The 15,078-nt window shown below is 64.3% G+C and carries 17 protein-coding genes and 1 riboswitch; of the genes, 10 read left to right on the top strand and 7 right to left on the bottom strand.

Annotated features, from left to right (window positions below; translation table 11 throughout):
• Positions 1-57: 57 nt before the first annotated feature.
• Positions 58-1,632: a lysine--tRNA ligase gene (locus N5A93_RS16625; protein WP_268956225.1), complete on the bottom strand. Its 1,575-nt coding sequence runs from the start codon at positions 1,630-1,632 to the stop codon at positions 58-60.
• A gap of 122 nt (positions 1,633-1,754) precedes the next feature.
• Here N5A93_RS16625 and N5A93_RS16620 point away from each other — a divergent pair, with 122 nt between their 5' ends.
• The 7 genes from N5A93_RS16620 (at position 1,755) to N5A93_RS16590 (ending at position 6,722) form a co-directional block, all read left to right on the top strand.
• Positions 1,755-2,180, top strand: a complete 426-nt coding sequence (locus tag N5A93_RS16620) for a tellurite resistance TerB family protein (RefSeq protein ID WP_268956224.1) — start codon at positions 1,755-1,757, stop codon at positions 2,178-2,180.
• 77 nt (positions 2,181-2,257) lie between these two features.
• A riboswitch (TPP riboswitch) is annotated at positions 2,258-2,357 on the top strand.
• Between the two features lie 65 nt (positions 2,358-2,422).
• Positions 2,423-3,226 carry a bifunctional hydroxymethylpyrimidine kinase/phosphomethylpyrimidine kinase gene (thiD, locus tag N5A93_RS16615; protein WP_268956223.1) on the top strand — a complete coding sequence of 268 codons (804 nt, stop codon included), beginning with the start codon at positions 2,423-2,425 and terminating at the stop codon, positions 3,224-3,226.
• Entirely contained in the window at positions 3,223-4,212 is a 990-nt protein-coding gene (locus tag N5A93_RS16610; protein WP_268956222.1) for an FAD-dependent oxidoreductase, read from the top strand. Before thiD ends, N5A93_RS16610 begins: the two co-directional genes overlap by 4 nt.
• Positions 4,190-4,387 carry a sulfur carrier protein ThiS gene (gene thiS / locus N5A93_RS16605; RefSeq protein WP_268956221.1) on the top strand — a complete coding sequence of 66 codons (198 nt, stop codon included), beginning with the start codon at positions 4,190-4,192 and terminating at the stop codon, positions 4,385-4,387. The genes N5A93_RS16610 and thiS overlap by 23 nt, the downstream gene beginning before the upstream one ends.
• Positions 4,388-4,390: 3 nt before the next feature.
• The gene (locus tag N5A93_RS16600) at positions 4,391-5,164 is read left to right on the top strand and encodes a thiazole synthase (protein ID WP_268956220.1); all 774 of its coding nucleotides are present in this window, start codon (positions 4,391-4,393) and stop codon (positions 5,162-5,164) included.
• Positions 5,161-5,757 carry a thiamine phosphate synthase gene (locus tag N5A93_RS16595; RefSeq protein WP_268956219.1) on the top strand — a complete coding sequence of 199 codons (597 nt, stop codon included), beginning with the start codon at positions 5,161-5,163 and terminating at the stop codon, positions 5,755-5,757. The genes N5A93_RS16600 and N5A93_RS16595 overlap by 4 nt, the downstream gene beginning before the upstream one ends.
• Positions 5,754-6,722 carry a HesA/MoeB/ThiF family protein gene (locus tag N5A93_RS16590; protein WP_268956218.1) on the top strand — a complete coding sequence of 323 codons (969 nt, stop codon included), beginning with the start codon at positions 5,754-5,756 and terminating at the stop codon, positions 6,720-6,722. Before N5A93_RS16595 ends, N5A93_RS16590 begins: the two co-directional genes overlap by 4 nt.
• Positions 6,723-6,816: 94 nt before the next feature.
• Here N5A93_RS16590 and N5A93_RS16585 read toward each other — a convergent pair whose 3' ends face one another.
• The 6 genes from N5A93_RS16585 to N5A93_RS16560 form a co-directional block, all read right to left on the bottom strand.
• Positions 6,817-7,506, bottom strand: coding sequence for an ABC transporter ATP-binding protein (locus tag N5A93_RS16585; protein WP_268956217.1), 690 nt, complete (start codon positions 7,504-7,506; stop codon positions 6,817-6,819).
• Positions 7,507-7,660: 154 nt separating this feature from the next.
• A complete protein-coding gene (locus N5A93_RS16580; RefSeq protein WP_268956216.1) occupies positions 7,661-8,419 on the bottom strand; it encodes an ABC transporter ATP-binding protein in 759 nt (252 codons plus the stop codon).
• Entirely contained in the window at positions 8,412-9,395 is a 984-nt protein-coding gene (locus tag N5A93_RS16575; protein ID WP_268956215.1) for a branched-chain amino acid ABC transporter permease, read from the bottom strand. The genes N5A93_RS16580 and N5A93_RS16575 overlap by 8 nt, the downstream gene beginning before the upstream one ends.
• Positions 9,392-10,312 (bottom strand): branched-chain amino acid ABC transporter permease, encoded by a 921-nt coding sequence (locus N5A93_RS16570; protein ID WP_268956214.1) that lies wholly within the window; start codon positions 10,310-10,312, stop codon positions 9,392-9,394. Before N5A93_RS16570 ends, N5A93_RS16575 begins: the two co-directional genes overlap by 4 nt.
• 57 nt (positions 10,313-10,369) lie before the next feature.
• Positions 10,370-11,512, bottom strand: coding sequence for an ABC transporter substrate-binding protein (locus N5A93_RS16565; RefSeq protein ID WP_268956213.1), 1,143 nt, complete (start codon positions 11,510-11,512; stop codon positions 10,370-10,372).
• A 34-nt stretch (positions 11,513-11,546) separates the two neighbouring features.
• A complete protein-coding gene (locus N5A93_RS16560; protein WP_268956212.1) occupies positions 11,547-11,783 on the bottom strand; it encodes an Lrp/AsnC ligand binding domain-containing protein in 237 nt (78 codons plus the stop codon).
• A gap of 194 nt (positions 11,784-11,977) precedes the next feature.
• On the opposite strand from N5A93_RS16560, the gene N5A93_RS16555 reads away from it, so the two are divergent.
• From N5A93_RS16555 to N5A93_RS16545, 3 genes are all read left to right on the top strand, one after another.
• On the top strand, positions 11,978-12,640 hold the full coding sequence (locus tag N5A93_RS16555) for a class I SAM-dependent methyltransferase (RefSeq protein WP_268956211.1): 663 nt from the start codon (positions 11,978-11,980) through the stop codon (positions 12,638-12,640).
• Between the two features lie 120 nt (positions 12,641-12,760).
• The gene (locus N5A93_RS16550) at positions 12,761-13,921 is read left to right on the top strand and encodes an acyl-CoA dehydrogenase family protein (RefSeq protein ID WP_268956210.1); all 1,161 of its coding nucleotides are present in this window, start codon (positions 12,761-12,763) and stop codon (positions 13,919-13,921) included.
• Entirely contained in the window at positions 13,921-15,015 is a 1,095-nt protein-coding gene (locus tag N5A93_RS16545) for a CaiB/BaiF CoA transferase family protein (protein WP_268956209.1), read from the top strand. The genes N5A93_RS16550 and N5A93_RS16545 overlap by 1 nt, the downstream gene beginning before the upstream one ends.
• Positions 15,016-15,078 lie beyond the last annotated feature (63 nt).

Here is a 15,078-nt window from a genome sequence, read left to right as displayed (position 1 = left end):
CCTGCCTCCCTTTTGCAACAGCCTAGCAAGCTGGCGACAGACGGGCAATGACGCAGATCACGCCAGCTTGCCCGCCAGCGCGTCGTCGATCAGCGCCACGGTTTCGTCGATGCCGTAAAGTGCGATGAACCCGCCGAAACGCGGCCCCTGGCTGGCGCCAAGAAGCACCTCGTAAAGCGCCTTGAACCAGTCGCGCAAGGGGTCGAACCGCTCGCGCCCGCAGGCAAAGACAAGCCCCTGAAGCGCCTCGGGGTCGGCCGGTCCATCCCATGCCTTGAGCCCCTCGCGCAGCTCTTCCAGGGCCTCGCGCTCCAGGTCCGTCGGCGCGCGATAGGTCTTCTCGGGTTTGACGAAATCATTGTAATAGCGCACCGCGAATTCCGCCGCCGCATCCAGATCGGGATGGGTCTCGGGGCTGGCCTCGGGCGCATAGCGGCGCATGAAACCCCAGAGCGTGTCCTTGGTCTCGGCGCCTGCCACGGAGGCCAGATTGAGCAGCATCGAGAACGGCACGACCATGCGGCTTTCGGGCACCGCGCCGCCGTGGATGTGATAGACGGGGTTGTTCAATCGCGCCGTCAGGTCCTGATCGGGATAGGCGCGCAATTGCTGGTGATACTCGTCCACAGCCTTGGGAATAACGTCGAAATACAACCGCTTGGCGGTCTTCGGTTTCTGGTACATGAAATAGGACAGGCTTTCGGGCGCAGCGTAGCGCAGCCATTCCTCCATGCCCAGCCCATTGCCCTTGGATTTCGAGATCTTCTGCCCTTGCTCGTCGTTGAACAGCTCGTAGGACAGTGACTCGGGGGGCTGCTTGCCCAGCGCACGGCAGATCCGGGTGGATTGCTTGACGCTGTCGATCAGATCCTTCCCCGACATCTCGTAATCCACACCAAGCGCCGCCCAGCGCAGCGCCCAATCGGGCTTCCACTGCATCTTGACGTTGCCGCCCGTCACCGGCAACTCAACACGCTCGCCATCGAGTTCCTCATAGACGATCGTCCCCTTTTCGACATTACGCTCCAGCGTCGGCACCTGCAGCACGTGGCCGGTCTTGGGGCTGACCGGCAGGAACGGCGAATAAGTCTTCTTGCGTTCGTCCCCCAGCGTGGGAAGCATGATTTCCATGATCTTGTCGAACCGCGCCAGTGCCACCAGAAGCATCTCGTCAAAGCGGCCCGAGGTGTAATACTCGGTCGCCGAGGCAAATTCATAATCGAAGCCGAAGCTGTCGAGAAATGCGCGCAGGCGGGCATTGTTATGCTGGGCAAAGCCTTCATGCGTGCCGAAAGGATCACGCACCTTGGTCAGGGGCAGGTTCAGATCCTCTTTCATCTGCTCCTGGTTGGGCACGTTTCCCGGCACCTTGCGCAGCCCGTCCATGTCATCAGAGAAGCACAGGAGCTTGGTGGGAATATCGCTCATCGTCTCGAAGGCGTGGCGCACCATGGTGGTTCGGGCCACCTCGCCGAAGGTGCCGATATGGGGCAGACCCGAGGGGCCATAGCCGGTCTGGAACAGGACATATCCCTTCTCGGGTGGGGCCTTTTCATAGCGTTTGAGCACACGGCGCGCTTCTTCAAAAGGCCATGCTTTCGAACTCATCGCTGCGTCACGTATCTCAGACATTATCCAGGTTCCTGTATCTTCCCGCGCGCAGGGGCACGCGCCGGCACGTTCGCTTCCTATTGCCGAGGGCGGGGACAGTCAATATTCTGCGCTTGCAACATGTTTCCTTGAAAGGCCGACAGATGAATGATCAGATTCCCCACCCGCTGACGCCGCAAGACTGTCTTGTGGCGGTAATGATCGCGGTGTCGGCCTCGGATGAGAACATCCGCACCGCCGAACTGGTCAAGATCGAGGCCGCGGTAAACAATCTTCCGATCTTCGCAAGCTACGATCTGGACCGCATGAATATCATGGCACAGACGGTGTTCGACCTGTTCAGCGTCGAGGATGGGCTTGATGCCCTCTTTGGCCTGATCCGCGACAACCTTCCCGAACGCCTGTTCGAGACCGCCTATGCGCTGGCTTGCGACGTGGCGGCCGCCGATGGCGCGCTGCCTGACACCGAACTCCGGCTGCTCGAGGAAATCCGCTATGAGTTGAACATCGACCGGCTGCATGCGGCGGCGATCGAACGCGGCGCGCGCGCGCGTCACATGCCAGCGTAAAGAGGCGCGGGGACTGAGACCAGACGATCGTGATCACGCGATCCCTTGAACCTGTTCCGCCCAGGCACTAGACTTAGTTTTATCCGTTGGGGTGCCCCTTGAGGGGCTGAGAGGCAAAGCCAACCCATCGAACCTGATCCGGTCAGTACCGGCGTAGGGAACGGACTTGGACCACCAAAGGCACTGAACGCCCCGGTCTCTTGCTCCGCTCCCGCGCCGCGCGAGCGAGGAGCGCAAACCAGATGACCCCCATTCCCACGGCCCTCACCATTGCCGGTTCCGATAGCGGCGGCGGCGCGGGCATCCAGGCCGATCTCAAGACCTTTTCGGCGCTTGGCGTCTATGGCGCAAGTGCGATCACAGGACTGACCGCGCAGAATACAATTGGCGTGCTGTCGGTTGAGCCGGTCTCGAACGCGATGATCGCCGCGCAGATCGGCGCGGTGCTGGACGACATCCCGATGGGAGCGATCAAGATCGGCATGCTGGGTACGGCCGGCATCGTCGAAACCGTCGCGGCTGCGTTGTCGGGATATGGTGGCCCGATCGTGCTGGACCCAGTCATGGTGGCCAAATCGGGCGATCCTCTGCTGGCCGAGGACGCCGTCGCCGCGTTGATCCGTGAGCTGCTGCCGCGCGCCGCCATCCTGACGCCGAACCTGCCCGAGGCTGCCCGCCTTCTGGACCGCGCGCCCGCCAGTTCGCCTGACGAGGCCGAGGTGCAGGCGCGCGCCCTTCTCTCAATGGGTCCAAGCGCGGTGCTGATGAAGGGCGGGCATGGCAAAGGCACGGTCTGCACAGATCTTCTGGTCAGCAAGGCGGGCACGACCCGCCTTGAGGCGGCTCGGATCGACACGCGCAATACCCATGGCACCGGCTGTTCGCTGTCGTCGGCCATCGCCGCGCAGCTTGCAAGTGGCCAGGAACTGACAGAGGCCGTGCGCCATGCGCATCTGTGGTTACATGAGGCGATCGCCCATGCCGACCGGCTCGATATCGGATCAGGCCATGGGCCCGTGCATCATTTTCACGAGGTCTGGACATGAGCGAACACGTCACGATCCTGGGCGCTGGCGTGGTCGGCCTTTGCGTCGCGACCGAACTGGCGGCGCGCGGCATGGCGCTGACCGTGGTCGACCCGAACCCAAGACCCGGCCCGCATGCCTGTTCGTGGTGGGCCGCCGGGATGCTGGCACCGTTCTGCGAGGCAGAAACCGCAGAGGAGCCCGTTACACGCCTCGGGCAGGAGGCCGCCGATTGGTGGGCGCGCGCCGGTGTCGAGGTTGCGCATGAAGGCTCGCTTGTCGTGACCCTCGGGCGCGACCGCGCCGAGCTTGACCGTTTCGCGCGCCGCACCATCGGGCACCAGAGCCTGAGCCGCGATGCCTTGGCCGACATCGAGCCACAGCTGGACGGCCGGTTCGACCGAGCGCTGTTTTTTGCCGATGAGGCACATATCACGCCACGCCACGCGCTTGGCCATCTGCGCGACAGCCTTGAAGCCTCGGGCGTCGCCTTTGTCGGAATCTCACCCGCGACAGCGGGCCTGACCGTTGATTGCCGGGGGCTGGCGGCGCAGGACGTGCTGACGGATTTGCGGGGCGTCAAAGGCGAAATGGCGGTGCTGCGCGCGCCTGACGTGGTGTTGCGCCGCCCGGTGCGCCTGCTTCATCCGCGCTACCCGCTCTATATCGTGCCGCGCGGTGATGGGGTGTTCATGCTGGGCGCGACGCAGATCGAAAGCGGCGAGCGCAATCGCGCGACCCTGCGCTCGGTTACAGAGCTGTTCAGCGCGGCCTATGCGCTGCACCCCGCCTTTGGCGAGGCCGAGATCCTCGAGATCGGCGTCGATGCCCGCCCCGCCTTTGCAGACAACCTGCCCCGCATTCGGCGGCGGGGCGATACGATATATGTCAACGGCCTGTTCCGGCACGGTTTTCTTCTGTCGCCCGCGCTTGCGCGGATGGTGGGTGAACTGCTGCTGGAGGGCAAAACACCGGAGATGATGGATGAAAATCAACGTGAACGGTGAACCCCAAGAGGTCACTGCATCCGACCTGAACGCCGCGCTGGCGGAATTGGGATATCGCGACGCCAAAGTGGCGACCGCGGTGAACGAGGAATTCGTGCCCGCAGGCGGGCGCGCCTCGGTGGTCCTGCAACCGGGAGACCGGCTTGAGATCGTCGCGCCGCGGCAGGGGGGCTGAAGCATGGCAGAATTCTATGGCACCGAGGTCGCATCGCGCCTGATGTTGGGCACGGCGCAATATCCCTCGCCCGCGATCCTCGAACAGGCGTTTCGGCGCTCGGGCGCGGGGATTGCCACCGTGTCGGTCAGGCGCGAGGCGGGGGGCGAACGCGCCGGTGGCGCATTCTGGGATCTGGTGCGCCAGCTCGGCGTTAGTGTGCTGCCCAATACCGCCGGGTGTCATTCGGTACGCGAGGCGGTGACAACCGCGCATATGGCGCGCGAACTCTTTGATACCAAATGGATAAAACTGGAGGTCATCGGCCATGCCGACACCCTGCAACCCGATCCGTTCGGGCTTGTCGAAGCCGCCCGCATCCTGACCGAAGACGGGTTCGAGGTCTTTCCCTATACCACTGAGGATGTCGTTCTGGGCGAGCGGCTGCTGGAGGCGGGATGCAAGGTGCTGATGCCTTGGGGCGCGCCGATCGGGACCGGGCTGGGGCTGACGAATATCTATGGATTGCGAACACTTAGAGCCCAGTTTCCAGATATCCCGATGGTGGTGGATGCCGGGCTTGGCCTGCCGAGCCAGGCCGCGATGGCGATGGAAATGGGGTTTGATGCCGTGCTCTTGAACACCGCTGTCGCGAAAGCGGGCGACCCGGCGGCGATGGCCGAGGGGTTTGCCCTCGGCGTCAAAGCCGGGCGGCTGGCTTTCGAGGCGGACCCGATGGAGCCGCGCGACATGGCCGCGCCCTCCACCCCATTGATCGGAAAGGCTTTTCTCAAATGAAACTGGATCGCTTCTATCCGATTTTCGACAGCGTCGACTGGCTGGAACGGATACTGCCTCTGGGCGTGAAACTGGTGCAACTGCGCATCAAGAACATGCCCGAACCGGCCTTGCGGCATGAGATCGCAGAGGCGCTTTCACTGTGCCAGAGGTATGATACTGCGCTGATTATAAACGATTATTGGAAGATCGCGATCGACAGCGGTTGTGACTGGGTGCACCTGGGCCAGGAGGATCTGGACGATGCCGACATTCCGGCGATTCGCCGTGCCGGGTTACGGCTCGGGATCAGCACCCACGACCGCGACGAGCTTGAGCGCGCGATGCGCCTTGACCCTGACTACATCGCGCTTGGTCCGGTCTTTCCCACGAAGCTCAAGAAAATGAGATGGCACCAGCAGGGGCTTGAAAAACTGAGCGAATGGAAGAGGTTGATCGGCCAGACGCCACTTGTTGCGATTGGCGGCATGACGGTCGAGCGGGCGCAAGGCGCGCTTGATGCCGGGGCAGATATCGTATCGGCGGTGACCGACATCACCTGGAACGACGACCCCGAAATGCGTGTGAAAGCCTGGATCGAGGCGACGCGATGAGCCGCTATGCACGCCAGATCGCGGTGCCCGGATTCGGCGCGCACGGGCAGGAACGTTTAGAGGCCGCGCGGGTGCTGGTGGTCGGCGCGGGCGGGCTGGCCGCGCCGGTGCTGCAATATCTTGCGGGGGCCGGGGTCGGGTTCATCCGGTTAGTGGACCCCGACTGCGTGGACGAGACAAACCTCCACAGGCAAACGATTTTTCGCGCTGATGACCTGGGCCGACCCAAGGCCGCCGCCGCCACCAAGGCGATGCGCGCGCTCAATCCGCAGTGTCGGATCGAACCACATGAAGCGGTGCTCGACCCAGAAACAGCGGTCGGATTCTGCCATGGTGTTAACCTTGTGCTCGATTGCGCGGACAGTTTCGCGGTCAGCTATATCCTGTCGGATCATTGCATGGCCCTGAATCTGCCATTGATCAGCGCATCTGTCACGCAGATGGCGGGATATGCAGGCGGTTTTTGTGGCGAAGCGCCAAGTTTGCGGGCGATCTTCCCGGATTTACCGCAAAGACTGGGCAACTGCGCTGAGGATGGCGTGCTTGGCCCGGTCGTGGGGCTTATGGGAAGCCTGCAGGCGCAGATGGCGCTGGCGGTGCTGACCGGGTTGCAGCCAAGCCCGCTGGGACGGCTGGTGAGCTGCGATGCGGGTGGAATGCGCTTTGGCGGGTTCCGCTTCGATCACGCGCCCGAGCCGGAATGGCAGCCGGGGTTCATCGCGCCAGCGGCCTTGCAAGATCATGATTTCATTGTCGATCTTCGCGATCACGACGAGGCGGAACTGATCCGTGAAAACGCCCGGCGCCTGCCGGTCGAGGCGTTCGGGACACCGTCCGGCCCGCGACCGGAACCCGGCCAGCGGGCGGTGATGTGCTGCCGCTCGGGATTGCGGTCATGGCAGGCAGCCGAGCGGCTCAGGCAGGTCTGGGACGGAGACATCGTGCTGCTGGCTGCCGGGGACTGAGATTTCGTACGATTCGTCCGGTTTGTACGGTGGTTTTGTACGCAAAACGGCCTGCGCGTCGGAAGGTTTGTACAAACTGGCAAAATCCGCGCGATCAGACGCCGATCAGCCGGGTTGTCAGCGCCTCGGTCAGTTCGCTGAACGCACCCGACCAGACCGACTCGCCGCGTTGCAGGATCACGGCGCGGTCGGCGACTCCGCCCAGTTCGGCGAGCGACTTGTCAACGAGAAGGATCGCAAGCCCGGTCTCGGATCTGAGCCTTGCGATCGCCGACCAGATCTCCTGACGCACGATCGGGGCCAGCCCCTCGGTGGCCTCATCGAGAATGAGCAGTCGCGGGTTGGTCATCAGGGCGCGCCCGATCGCAAGCATCTGCTGCTCGCCGCCCGACAGCGTGGCCGCGCCCTGGTTGCGCCGCTCGGCGAGGCGCGGGAAAAGTCCGGTGACGCGGGCGACATCCCAATGGCCGGGGCGCGCTGCGGCGATCAGGTTCTCATGCACGCTCAGATTGGCGAAACAGCGCCGCCCCTCGGGCACCAGCCCCAGCCCCATCCGCGCCGCGCGATAGGATGGCAGCGCGGTGATGTCAGCGCCGTCGAAGCGGATCGCGCCCGAGCGCACCGGCAGCATCCGGCAAATGGCCTTGATGGTGGTGGATTTGCCCATGCCGTTGCGTCCCATCAGGGCCATCACCTCGCCCTCGGCGAGATCGAGCGACACGCCGAAAAGCGCCTGCGTCGCACCGTAGAAGGCGGTGATCTTGTCGAGTTCCAGCAAGCTCATGGCAGGCACCTTGCGGGGGCGCTGCCCCCGTCGCCGCTAGCGGCGACTCCCCCGAGGTATTTCCGGCCAGATGAAGCGCCTGTCCCATTCATCTTGCTCAAAATACTCCCGCCGGAGGCGTCCCACGGGAAAAGCCGGGTGCTGTCGCTGGGAGTCATGCGTCTTCTCCGAGATAGGCTTTGCGCACGTCGGCATTGGCGCGGATCTCGTCGACGCTGCCGGTGGCGATGATGCGGCCATAGACCAGCACGCTGAGCCGGTCGGCGAGGGCGAAGACCGCGTCCATGTCATGTTCCACCAGCAGGATCGGCGCTTCGTCGCGCAGCCCGTCGAGGAAGGCGGTCATGCGTTGCGAGCCTTCGGTTCCCATGCCCGCCATCGGTTCATCCATGATGAAGGCGCGCGGGCGCAGGGTCAGCGCCACCGCGACTTCGAGCTGGCGGCGCTGGCCATGGGAGAGGGCCGAGGTGACGGTGGCGGCGTGTTCGGCGAGGCCGACGCGTTCAAGCGCGGCCATGGCCGTGTCGCGCAGATCGCCCGGCGCGAGCGCGTCGCCCAGAAGGCCGGGCAGCCCGGCGCGCGCGCCTTTGGCGCCAAGCGCGCCCAGGGTGGCGTTTTGCAGCACCGTGTCCTCCATCGCCAGGGCCGATATCTGGAAGGTGCGGGCCAGGCCGAGCCGGGCGCGGGCGCGGGTGGGCAGATGCGTCACGTCGCGCCCGGCGAAGCTGACACGGCCGGCATCGGGTTTCAGGCCGCCGCAGATCTGGGCGATGAGGGTGGATTTGCCCGCGCCGTTGGGGCCGATCACCGCGTGGATTTCGCCTGGGCGCAGATCGAGGCTGACATCATGGCAGGCGCGCACGGCGCCGAAGGATTTGGTTAACCCCTTGGTGGCAAGAACGGGATCAGTCATGCGCCACCCGCCTGCCCGCCAGAAGCCCGACGATGCCGCCCCGCGCGAAGAGCACGACCAGAAGAAGGAGAAAGCCGAGCCAGACATGCCAGAACGGGCTGATCCCGCCCAGCACATGTTCGAGCGTGATGAAGAGCGCCGCGCCCGCCACCGGCCCGTAAAGCCGCCCGACCCCGCCGAGGATCACGAAGACCATGATCTCGCCGCTCATCTGCCAGGAGAACATGTTGGGGCTCACGAAGCGGTTGAGATCGGCAAAGAGCGCCCCCGCCAGCCCGGTGATCGCGCCCGAGATCACGAAGGCAACGAAGCGCAGGCGAAAGGTTCCAAGACCCACCGTCTCGACCCGTTCGGGGCTTTGGCGCGCGGCGTTGAGCGCAAGGCCGAAGGGCGAGCGCACGAGGCGCGCGTTGAACCAGAGCGCCGCCGCGAGGCAGGCAAAGCAGATTGCGAAGAACTGGATCGGGTCCAGCGTGTTGAGGCCGGGAAAGCCGTTGCGCATATAGATCGACAGCCCGTCCTCGCCGCCATAGGCGGGCCAGGAGATCGAGAAGAAATAGAGCATCTGCCCGAAGGCCAGCGTGATCATGATGAAATAGACGCCCGACGTGCGCAGGCTGAGCGCACCGATCACCAGCGCCGCCAGCGCCGACGCGAGGAGCGCCACCAGCCAGATCACCGGCATGGATTTGGTGCCCTCGAGCAGGAAGGGGCTTTCCATCAGGGGGGTGTAGCTTTGGGCGTGGCTGGCAAGGATCCCCATCGCATAGCCGCCGATCCCGAAAAACGCCGCGTGCCCGAGGCTGACCAGCCCACCGAGGCCCAGCGCGATATTGAGCCCGACGCCCGCCAGGGCAAGGATCGCGACGCGGGTGGCGAGCGTGATGGTAAAGGGTTCGTCCGTCGCCCAGGCCCAGAGCGGCACCCCGAGAAGCAGCGTCAGCAGCGCGGCGTTGACCATGCGTTCGCGGTTCATGTGGCACCTCCGAACAGGCCGCGCGGGCGCCAGATCAGCACCACCGCCATCAGGATATAGATCAGCATCGAGGCCAGTGCCGAGCCGGTGGCGGTCGCGTCCGAGGTTTCCATGAAGAGCTTGAGCGCTTCGGGCAGAAGAAGCCCGCCCAGCGTATCGGTCAGCCCGACCAGCAGCGCGCCGATCAGCGCGCCCTTGATCGAGCCGATGCCGCCGATCACGATCACCACGAAGGCGAGGATCAGCACCGGTTCGCCCATACCGACCTGCACCGACTGGAGCGCGCCGACCATCGCCCCGGCAAGTCCCGCAAGTGCCGCGCCCAGCGCGAAAACGATCGTGTAGAGCCGCGAGATGTCGACACCGAGGGCGGCGATCATCTCGCGGTCGGATTCTCCGGCGCGGATGCGGATGCCAAGGCGCGTGCGCGCGATCAGCCAGAAGAGCCCGGCGGCGATGCTGAGTCCGACGGCGATGATCGCAAGCCGGTAAAGCGGATATTCGATGCCCCCCGGCAGGGTCACCGGCCCGGATAGCCAGTCGGGTATATCGAGAAACAAAGGGAAAGACCCGAAGAGCCAGCGCGTCCCTTCCGAAAAGATCAGGATCAGCGCGAAGGTGGCGAGCACCTGATCGAGATGGTCGCGGTCATAGAGCCTTCGGATCACGGTGAGTTCCACGATCGCCCCGGCGGCCGCGGAGGCTGCCAGCGCCGCGACCAGCGCCAGGAGGAACGAGCCGCTCCAGCCCGCGACGGCGGCGGCGGCGAAGGCCCCGACCATGTAGAGCGAGCCATGCGCGAGATTGATCAGCCCCATGACCCCGAACACGAGCGTCAGCCCCGCGGCCATGAGAAAAAGCATGACCCCGAACTGAAGCCCGTTGAGGACCTGTTCGATGAAAAGCAGCGGTGTCACGAAATGGGGCGCCCCGGCACTATCGGGCGGGCGCGCAACGCGCCCGCCCGGTTGGTCTTACATGTTGCATTCGTCCACATAGACGTTGGCGTGATCCTCGAGCGCCACACCGACGATCTTGTTGGTGTAAACATCGCCCTCCTTGATCACCTCGCGCACATAGATGTCCTGAATCGGGTGATTGTTGGCGGCAAAGGCGAAATCGCCGCGCACGCTGTCGAAATCGGCGGATTTGAGCGCCGCGCGGAACGCATCGGCATCCGAGATATCGGCGCGCGCCATTGCCGAGAGCAGCAGGTTGGCCGTGTCATAGCCCTGCGCGGCATAGAGCGAGGGCAGGCGGCCATATTCGGCCTGGAACGCTTCGACGAAGCGCGCATTGGCGGGGTTGTCGATATCCTTGTTCCACTGGCTCGTGTTGATCACGCCCATGGCCGCATCGCCGACCGCCTGAAGGATGCCCTGATCGAAGCTGAAGGCCGGGCCGACCACCGGCAGGTCAAGCCCGCTGTCGGCATATTGCTTGAGAAAGGAAATCCCCATCCCGCCGGGCAGGAAGAAGAAGATGCTGTCGGCGCCCGAGGCGCGGATCTGGGCGATCTCGGCGGCGTAGTCGGTCTGACCGAGCTTGGTATAGACCTCGCCTGCGAGGTCGCCGCCATAGAGCCGCTTGAAGCCGATCAGGCTGTCCTGTCCGGCGGGGTAGTTCGGCGCGAGGATGAAGGGATTGGTGTAGCCCGCATCCTTGACATAGGCGCCCGCGGCCTCGTGCAGGTTGTCGTTCTGGTATGAGACCGAGAAGTAATTCGGATGACAGCCCTTGCCCGCCAGCGCCGAGGGGGCGGCGTTGGTCGAGAGGTAGAACTTGCCCTGCGCGGTGGCGGCGGGGACCACGGCCATGGCCAGGTTCGACCAGACGATGCCGGTCAGGATATCGACCTTTTCGGACTGGATCATCTTGTCGGCCAGTTGCACGGCGATATCGGGTTTGCGCTGATCGTCCTCGACCACGATGTCGAGCGCGTCACCGCCTGCCAGCTTGGCCGCCAGCAGGAAACCGTCGCGCGTGTCGATGCCAAGCCCGGCGCCGCCGCCCGAAAGCGTGGTGATCATGCCGACCTTGAGCGCGCCGTCATCGGCGGATGCCGCGCCGCCCAGCGCCGCGATGCAGGCCGCGGCCACGAATATCGTGAGTTTCATCTGTCTCTCCCAGTTGTTGTTCTTGGTAACGGTTCTAGAACGCCTTGAATGTCAGCGTCGTTTCCGTGCGTTCGATCCCTTCGATATCGAGCAGGTGATCGTTGATATATTTGCCCACATCCTCGCCATCGGGGATGTAGAGCTTGAGCAGGAGGTCGAACGGCCCCGATGTCGAGTAAAGTTCGGAGTGGATTTCGCGCAGGGCGATTTCCTCGGCCACGTGGTAGGAGCTGCCCGGTTTGCAGCGAATGTTGACGAAGACGGGGCGCATGGTCTGACCTCTTGTGAATCCGGCGGTATTTAAACGCGAAAGACCGGGGAAATGAAACGGCGAATTTGCATTGCCGCGCATCGCGCCGCAGGCGGGGGCCGGGCGCGTCCCTTGAAACGCCGGGGTGAATTGGCTTTAAGCTGCGCCATCAGGGCGCCCATGGGCGACGCCCGCAGGCAAGGCAAGGTGACATCGTGGAGAACAAGACAACGCCGCAGCGCGACGCATTGGGTGTCATCCTCGAGGAACTGGCGCCTTTGTCGGGGCGCTCGGTTCTGGATATCGGTTGCGGCAAGGGGCGGCTTGCGGCGCGTCTGCGTGCGGCGGGGGCCGCGTGGCGCGGGCTTGATCCGTTCGCCCCCGAGGGCGTGGACGCGATCGACCGGGCCTCTGCCGAGGCGATGCCCTATGGCGACGGCAGTTTCGATGCGGCGATCTGCGTGAATGCGCTGCATCATGTGCCGGTGCCCGCGATGGCGCGTGCGCTGAGCGAGGCGGCAAGGGTGCTGCGCCGCGAGGGACGGCTTGTGGTCATCGAGCCAAGGGCAAGCGGGGCGCTGAGCCGGGTACTTGCCGTGGTCGATGACGAGACCGAAATCCGCAACGCCGCGCAGGCGGCGATGGACACGACCCGCGCGCTGCGCGAGGTCACGGCCTATGATTACCCCCGCGTCGAGCGTTACAGCGGGTTTCAGGGTTTCTGCGACAGCCTGATCGCTGTCGATCCCGGACGCGCGGCGCTGATCGAGGCGAATGCCGACGCGCTGCGGCGCGCCTTTGAGCGCCATGCCACGCGCGACGATGGCGCCTGGCTTTTGTCGCAACCCATGTCGGTGCGCATCTTTCAACCGGTCTGACGGCCGCAATGGATCAGCGCCCATAGCGCCAGCCTATATCGCGCATCGCAAACCCATATTTGCACAATGGGTCGCGGTGCGTTTATCTCATGAGCGCAGCTTAAACCACGCGAGATATGTATGAACTTCCTCAGTGACGACTATCAGGACATCCGCGAGGGTGTCCGTGCCCTTTGCGCCCAGTTTCCGGCGGAATACCATCGCAAGGTCGATGAAGAGCGCGGCTACCCCGATGAATTTGTCGAGGCGCTGACGCGCGAGGGCTGGATGGCGGCGCTCATTCCCGAGGCCTATGGAGGGTCGGGGCTTGGCCTGACCGAGGCCAGCGTCATCATGGAAGAGATCAACCGCGCTGGCGGCAATTCGGGCGCCTGTCACGGGCAGATGTACAACATGAACACGCTGGTCCGGCATGGCTCTGAGGAACAGCGCGAACGAATCCTGCCCAAGCTGGCGACGGGCGAGTTGCGTCTGCAATCCATGGGCGTGACCGAACCCACCACCGGCACCGACACGACGCAATTGAAGACCACCGCTGTCAAACAAGGCGACCGCTACGTGGTGAACGGCCAGAAGGTATGGATCAGCCGGGTGCAGCATTCGGACCTGATGATCTTGCTGGCGCGCACCACGCCGTTATCCGAGGTCAGGAAGAAATCCGAGGGGCTGTCGATCTTTCTTGTGGATATCAAGGAGGCGATGGCCGGCGGGATGGATGTGAAGCCGATCCCCAACATGGTCAATCACGAGACCAACGAGCTGTTTTTCGACAATCTGGAGATCCCCGAGGAGAACCTGATCGGCGAAGAGGGCAAGGGGTTCAAATACATCCTGACAGGCCTCAATGCCGAACGCGCGCTGATCGCGGCGGAATGCATCGGCGATGGCTACTGGTTCACCGACAAGGTCACGGATTACGTGCGTGAGCGGCAGGTCTTCGGCCGGCCCATCGGCCAGAACCAGGGCGTGCAGTTCCCCATAGCCGAGGCCTATATCGAGATCGAGGCGGCGAACCTCATGCGCTACAAGGCCTGTGCGCTTTACGATGCCGGGCAGCCCTGCGGCGCCGAGGCGAACATGTCGAAATACCTGGCCGCCAAGGCCAGCTGGGAAGCGGCCAATGCCTGTATCCAGTTCCATGGGGGCTTCGGCTTTGCCTGCGAATACGATATCGAACGCAAGTTCCGCGAAACAAGGCTTTACCAGGTGGCGCCGATTTCGACCAACCTGATCCTGAGCTATGTGGCGGAGCATCTGCTTGACCTGCCGAGGTCGTTCTGATGCGGGCGCTGGAAGGATTGGAAGTGGTCGCCATCGAACAGGCGGTGGCGGCGCCTTTCGCATCGGCGCGGCTGGCGGATGCGGGCGCGCATGTGCGCAAGATCGAGCGCCCCGAGGGCGATTTCGCGCGCGGTTACGATGACGTGGCGGCGGGGCAATCGAGCTATTTCGTCTGGCTGAACCGGGGCAAGGAAAGCGTGACGCTTGACCTTGCATCCGAAGCGGGCAAGGCGGCGCTGTCGGAATTGCTTGAAACGGCAGATGTGGTGATCCAGAACCTCAAGCCCGGCGCGCTGGAGCGGCTGGGGTTCGGGATCGCGTCGCTGCATGAACGTGACCCGCGCCTGATCACCTGTTCGATCAGCGGCTATGGCGAGGACGGGCCGCTGGCGGATCGCAAGGCGTATGATCTGCTGATCCAGGCGGAAAGCGGGCTTTGTTCGATCACCGGGGGGCCGTCGGAACCGGCGCGCGTGGGGGTGTCGCTGGTCGATATCGCCACCGGGGCGACCGCCTATTCGGCAATCCTCGAGGCGTTGATCCGGCGCGGGATCACCGGCGAGGGCGCGCGTATCTCGGTGTCGATGTTCGACGTGATGGCCGACTGGCTGACCGTGCCGCTGCTCAATCACGAGGGGGGCAACAGCCCCAGGCGCATCGGGCTGGCGCATCCTTCGATCGCGCCTTATGGCGTCTTTCAGCCCAAGACCGGCGCGCCGGTGCTGATCTCGATCCAGAGCGACCGCGAATGGGTCAAGCTCTGCACCGATTTCATCGGCGATGCGTCGCTGGGCACCGATCCGCGTTTCGCCACCAATGTGGCGCGCGTGAAGAACCGCGACCAGACCGATGCCATCGTCGCCGAAGCCTTTGCCCGCCTGGACGCCGAGACGGCCATCGCGCTGTTGTCAGAGGCCAAGATCGCGCTGGCCTCGGTCAACGACATGGCAGGGCTGTCGCAGCATCCGCATCTGCGCCGCGTGAGCGTCGACAGCCCGAACGGGCCTGTCTCGTTCCCCGCGCCCGGTCCGGTTTTCGTGGGCGAAGAGCGCGAATACGGCCCCGTGCCGGGGTTGAAACCGCGCGAATCCTAGGCGCATGACAAGCAACGCACTGGACAAGCGCGCGCGATACGTGCTGCTGTTGAGCGACACCGG

The organism is Roseovarius salincola (assembly GCF_026891095.1).
GTDB classification, from domain to species: Bacteria; Pseudomonadota; Alphaproteobacteria; order Rhodobacterales; family Rhodobacteraceae; genus Roseovarius; species Roseovarius salincola.
Note: the sequence above shows the minus strand (reverse complement) of the source record. Positions and strands in the feature narration are given on the sequence as shown.

What these genes read in the sequence shown, in the direction of transcription:
- N5A93_RS16560 (WP_268956212.1), bottom strand. Translation starts at nt 11,783, where the DNA reads ATGCGCCCCGTCTTCGTCAACATTCGCTGCAAACCGGGCAGCTCCTAC.
- N5A93_RS16565 (WP_268956213.1), bottom strand. Translation starts at nt 11,512, where the DNA reads ATGAAACTCACGATATTCGTGGCCGCGGCCTGCATCGCGGCGCTGGGC.
- N5A93_RS16620 (WP_268956224.1), top strand. Translation starts at nt 1,755, where the DNA reads ATGAATGATCAGATTCCCCACCCGCTGACGCCGCAAGACTGTCTTGTG.
- N5A93_RS16585 (WP_268956217.1), bottom strand. Translation starts at nt 7,506, where the DNA reads ATGAGCTTGCTGGAACTCGACAAGATCACCGCCTTCTACGGTGCGACG.
- N5A93_RS16580 (WP_268956216.1), bottom strand. Translation starts at nt 8,419, where the DNA reads ATGACTGATCCCGTTCTTGCCACCAAGGGGTTAACCAAATCCTTCGGC.
- N5A93_RS16625 (WP_268956225.1), bottom strand. Translation starts at nt 1,632, where the DNA reads ATGTCTGAGATACGTGACGCAGCGATGAGTTCGAAAGCATGGCCTTTT.
- N5A93_RS16600 (WP_268956220.1), top strand. Translation starts at nt 4,391, where the DNA reads ATGGCAGAATTCTATGGCACCGAGGTCGCATCGCGCCTGATGTTGGGC.
- N5A93_RS16590 (WP_268956218.1), top strand. Translation starts at nt 5,754, where the DNA reads ATGAGCCGCTATGCACGCCAGATCGCGGTGCCCGGATTCGGCGCGCAC.
- N5A93_RS16545 (WP_268956209.1), top strand. Translation starts at nt 13,921, where the DNA reads ATGCGGGCGCTGGAAGGATTGGAAGTGGTCGCCATCGAACAGGCGGTG.
- N5A93_RS16595 (WP_268956219.1), top strand. Translation starts at nt 5,161, where the DNA reads ATGAAACTGGATCGCTTCTATCCGATTTTCGACAGCGTCGACTGGCTG.
- N5A93_RS16550 (WP_268956210.1), top strand. Translation starts at nt 12,761, where the DNA reads ATGAACTTCCTCAGTGACGACTATCAGGACATCCGCGAGGGTGTCCGT.
- N5A93_RS16610 (WP_268956222.1), top strand. Translation starts at nt 3,223, where the DNA reads ATGAGCGAACACGTCACGATCCTGGGCGCTGGCGTGGTCGGCCTTTGC.
- thiS (WP_268956221.1), top strand. Translation starts at nt 4,190, where the DNA reads ATGAAAATCAACGTGAACGGTGAACCCCAAGAGGTCACTGCATCCGAC.
- N5A93_RS16575 (WP_268956215.1), bottom strand. Translation starts at nt 9,395, where the DNA reads ATGAACCGCGAACGCATGGTCAACGCCGCGCTGCTGACGCTGCTTCTC.
- thiD (WP_268956223.1), top strand. Translation starts at nt 2,423, where the DNA reads ATGACCCCCATTCCCACGGCCCTCACCATTGCCGGTTCCGATAGCGGC.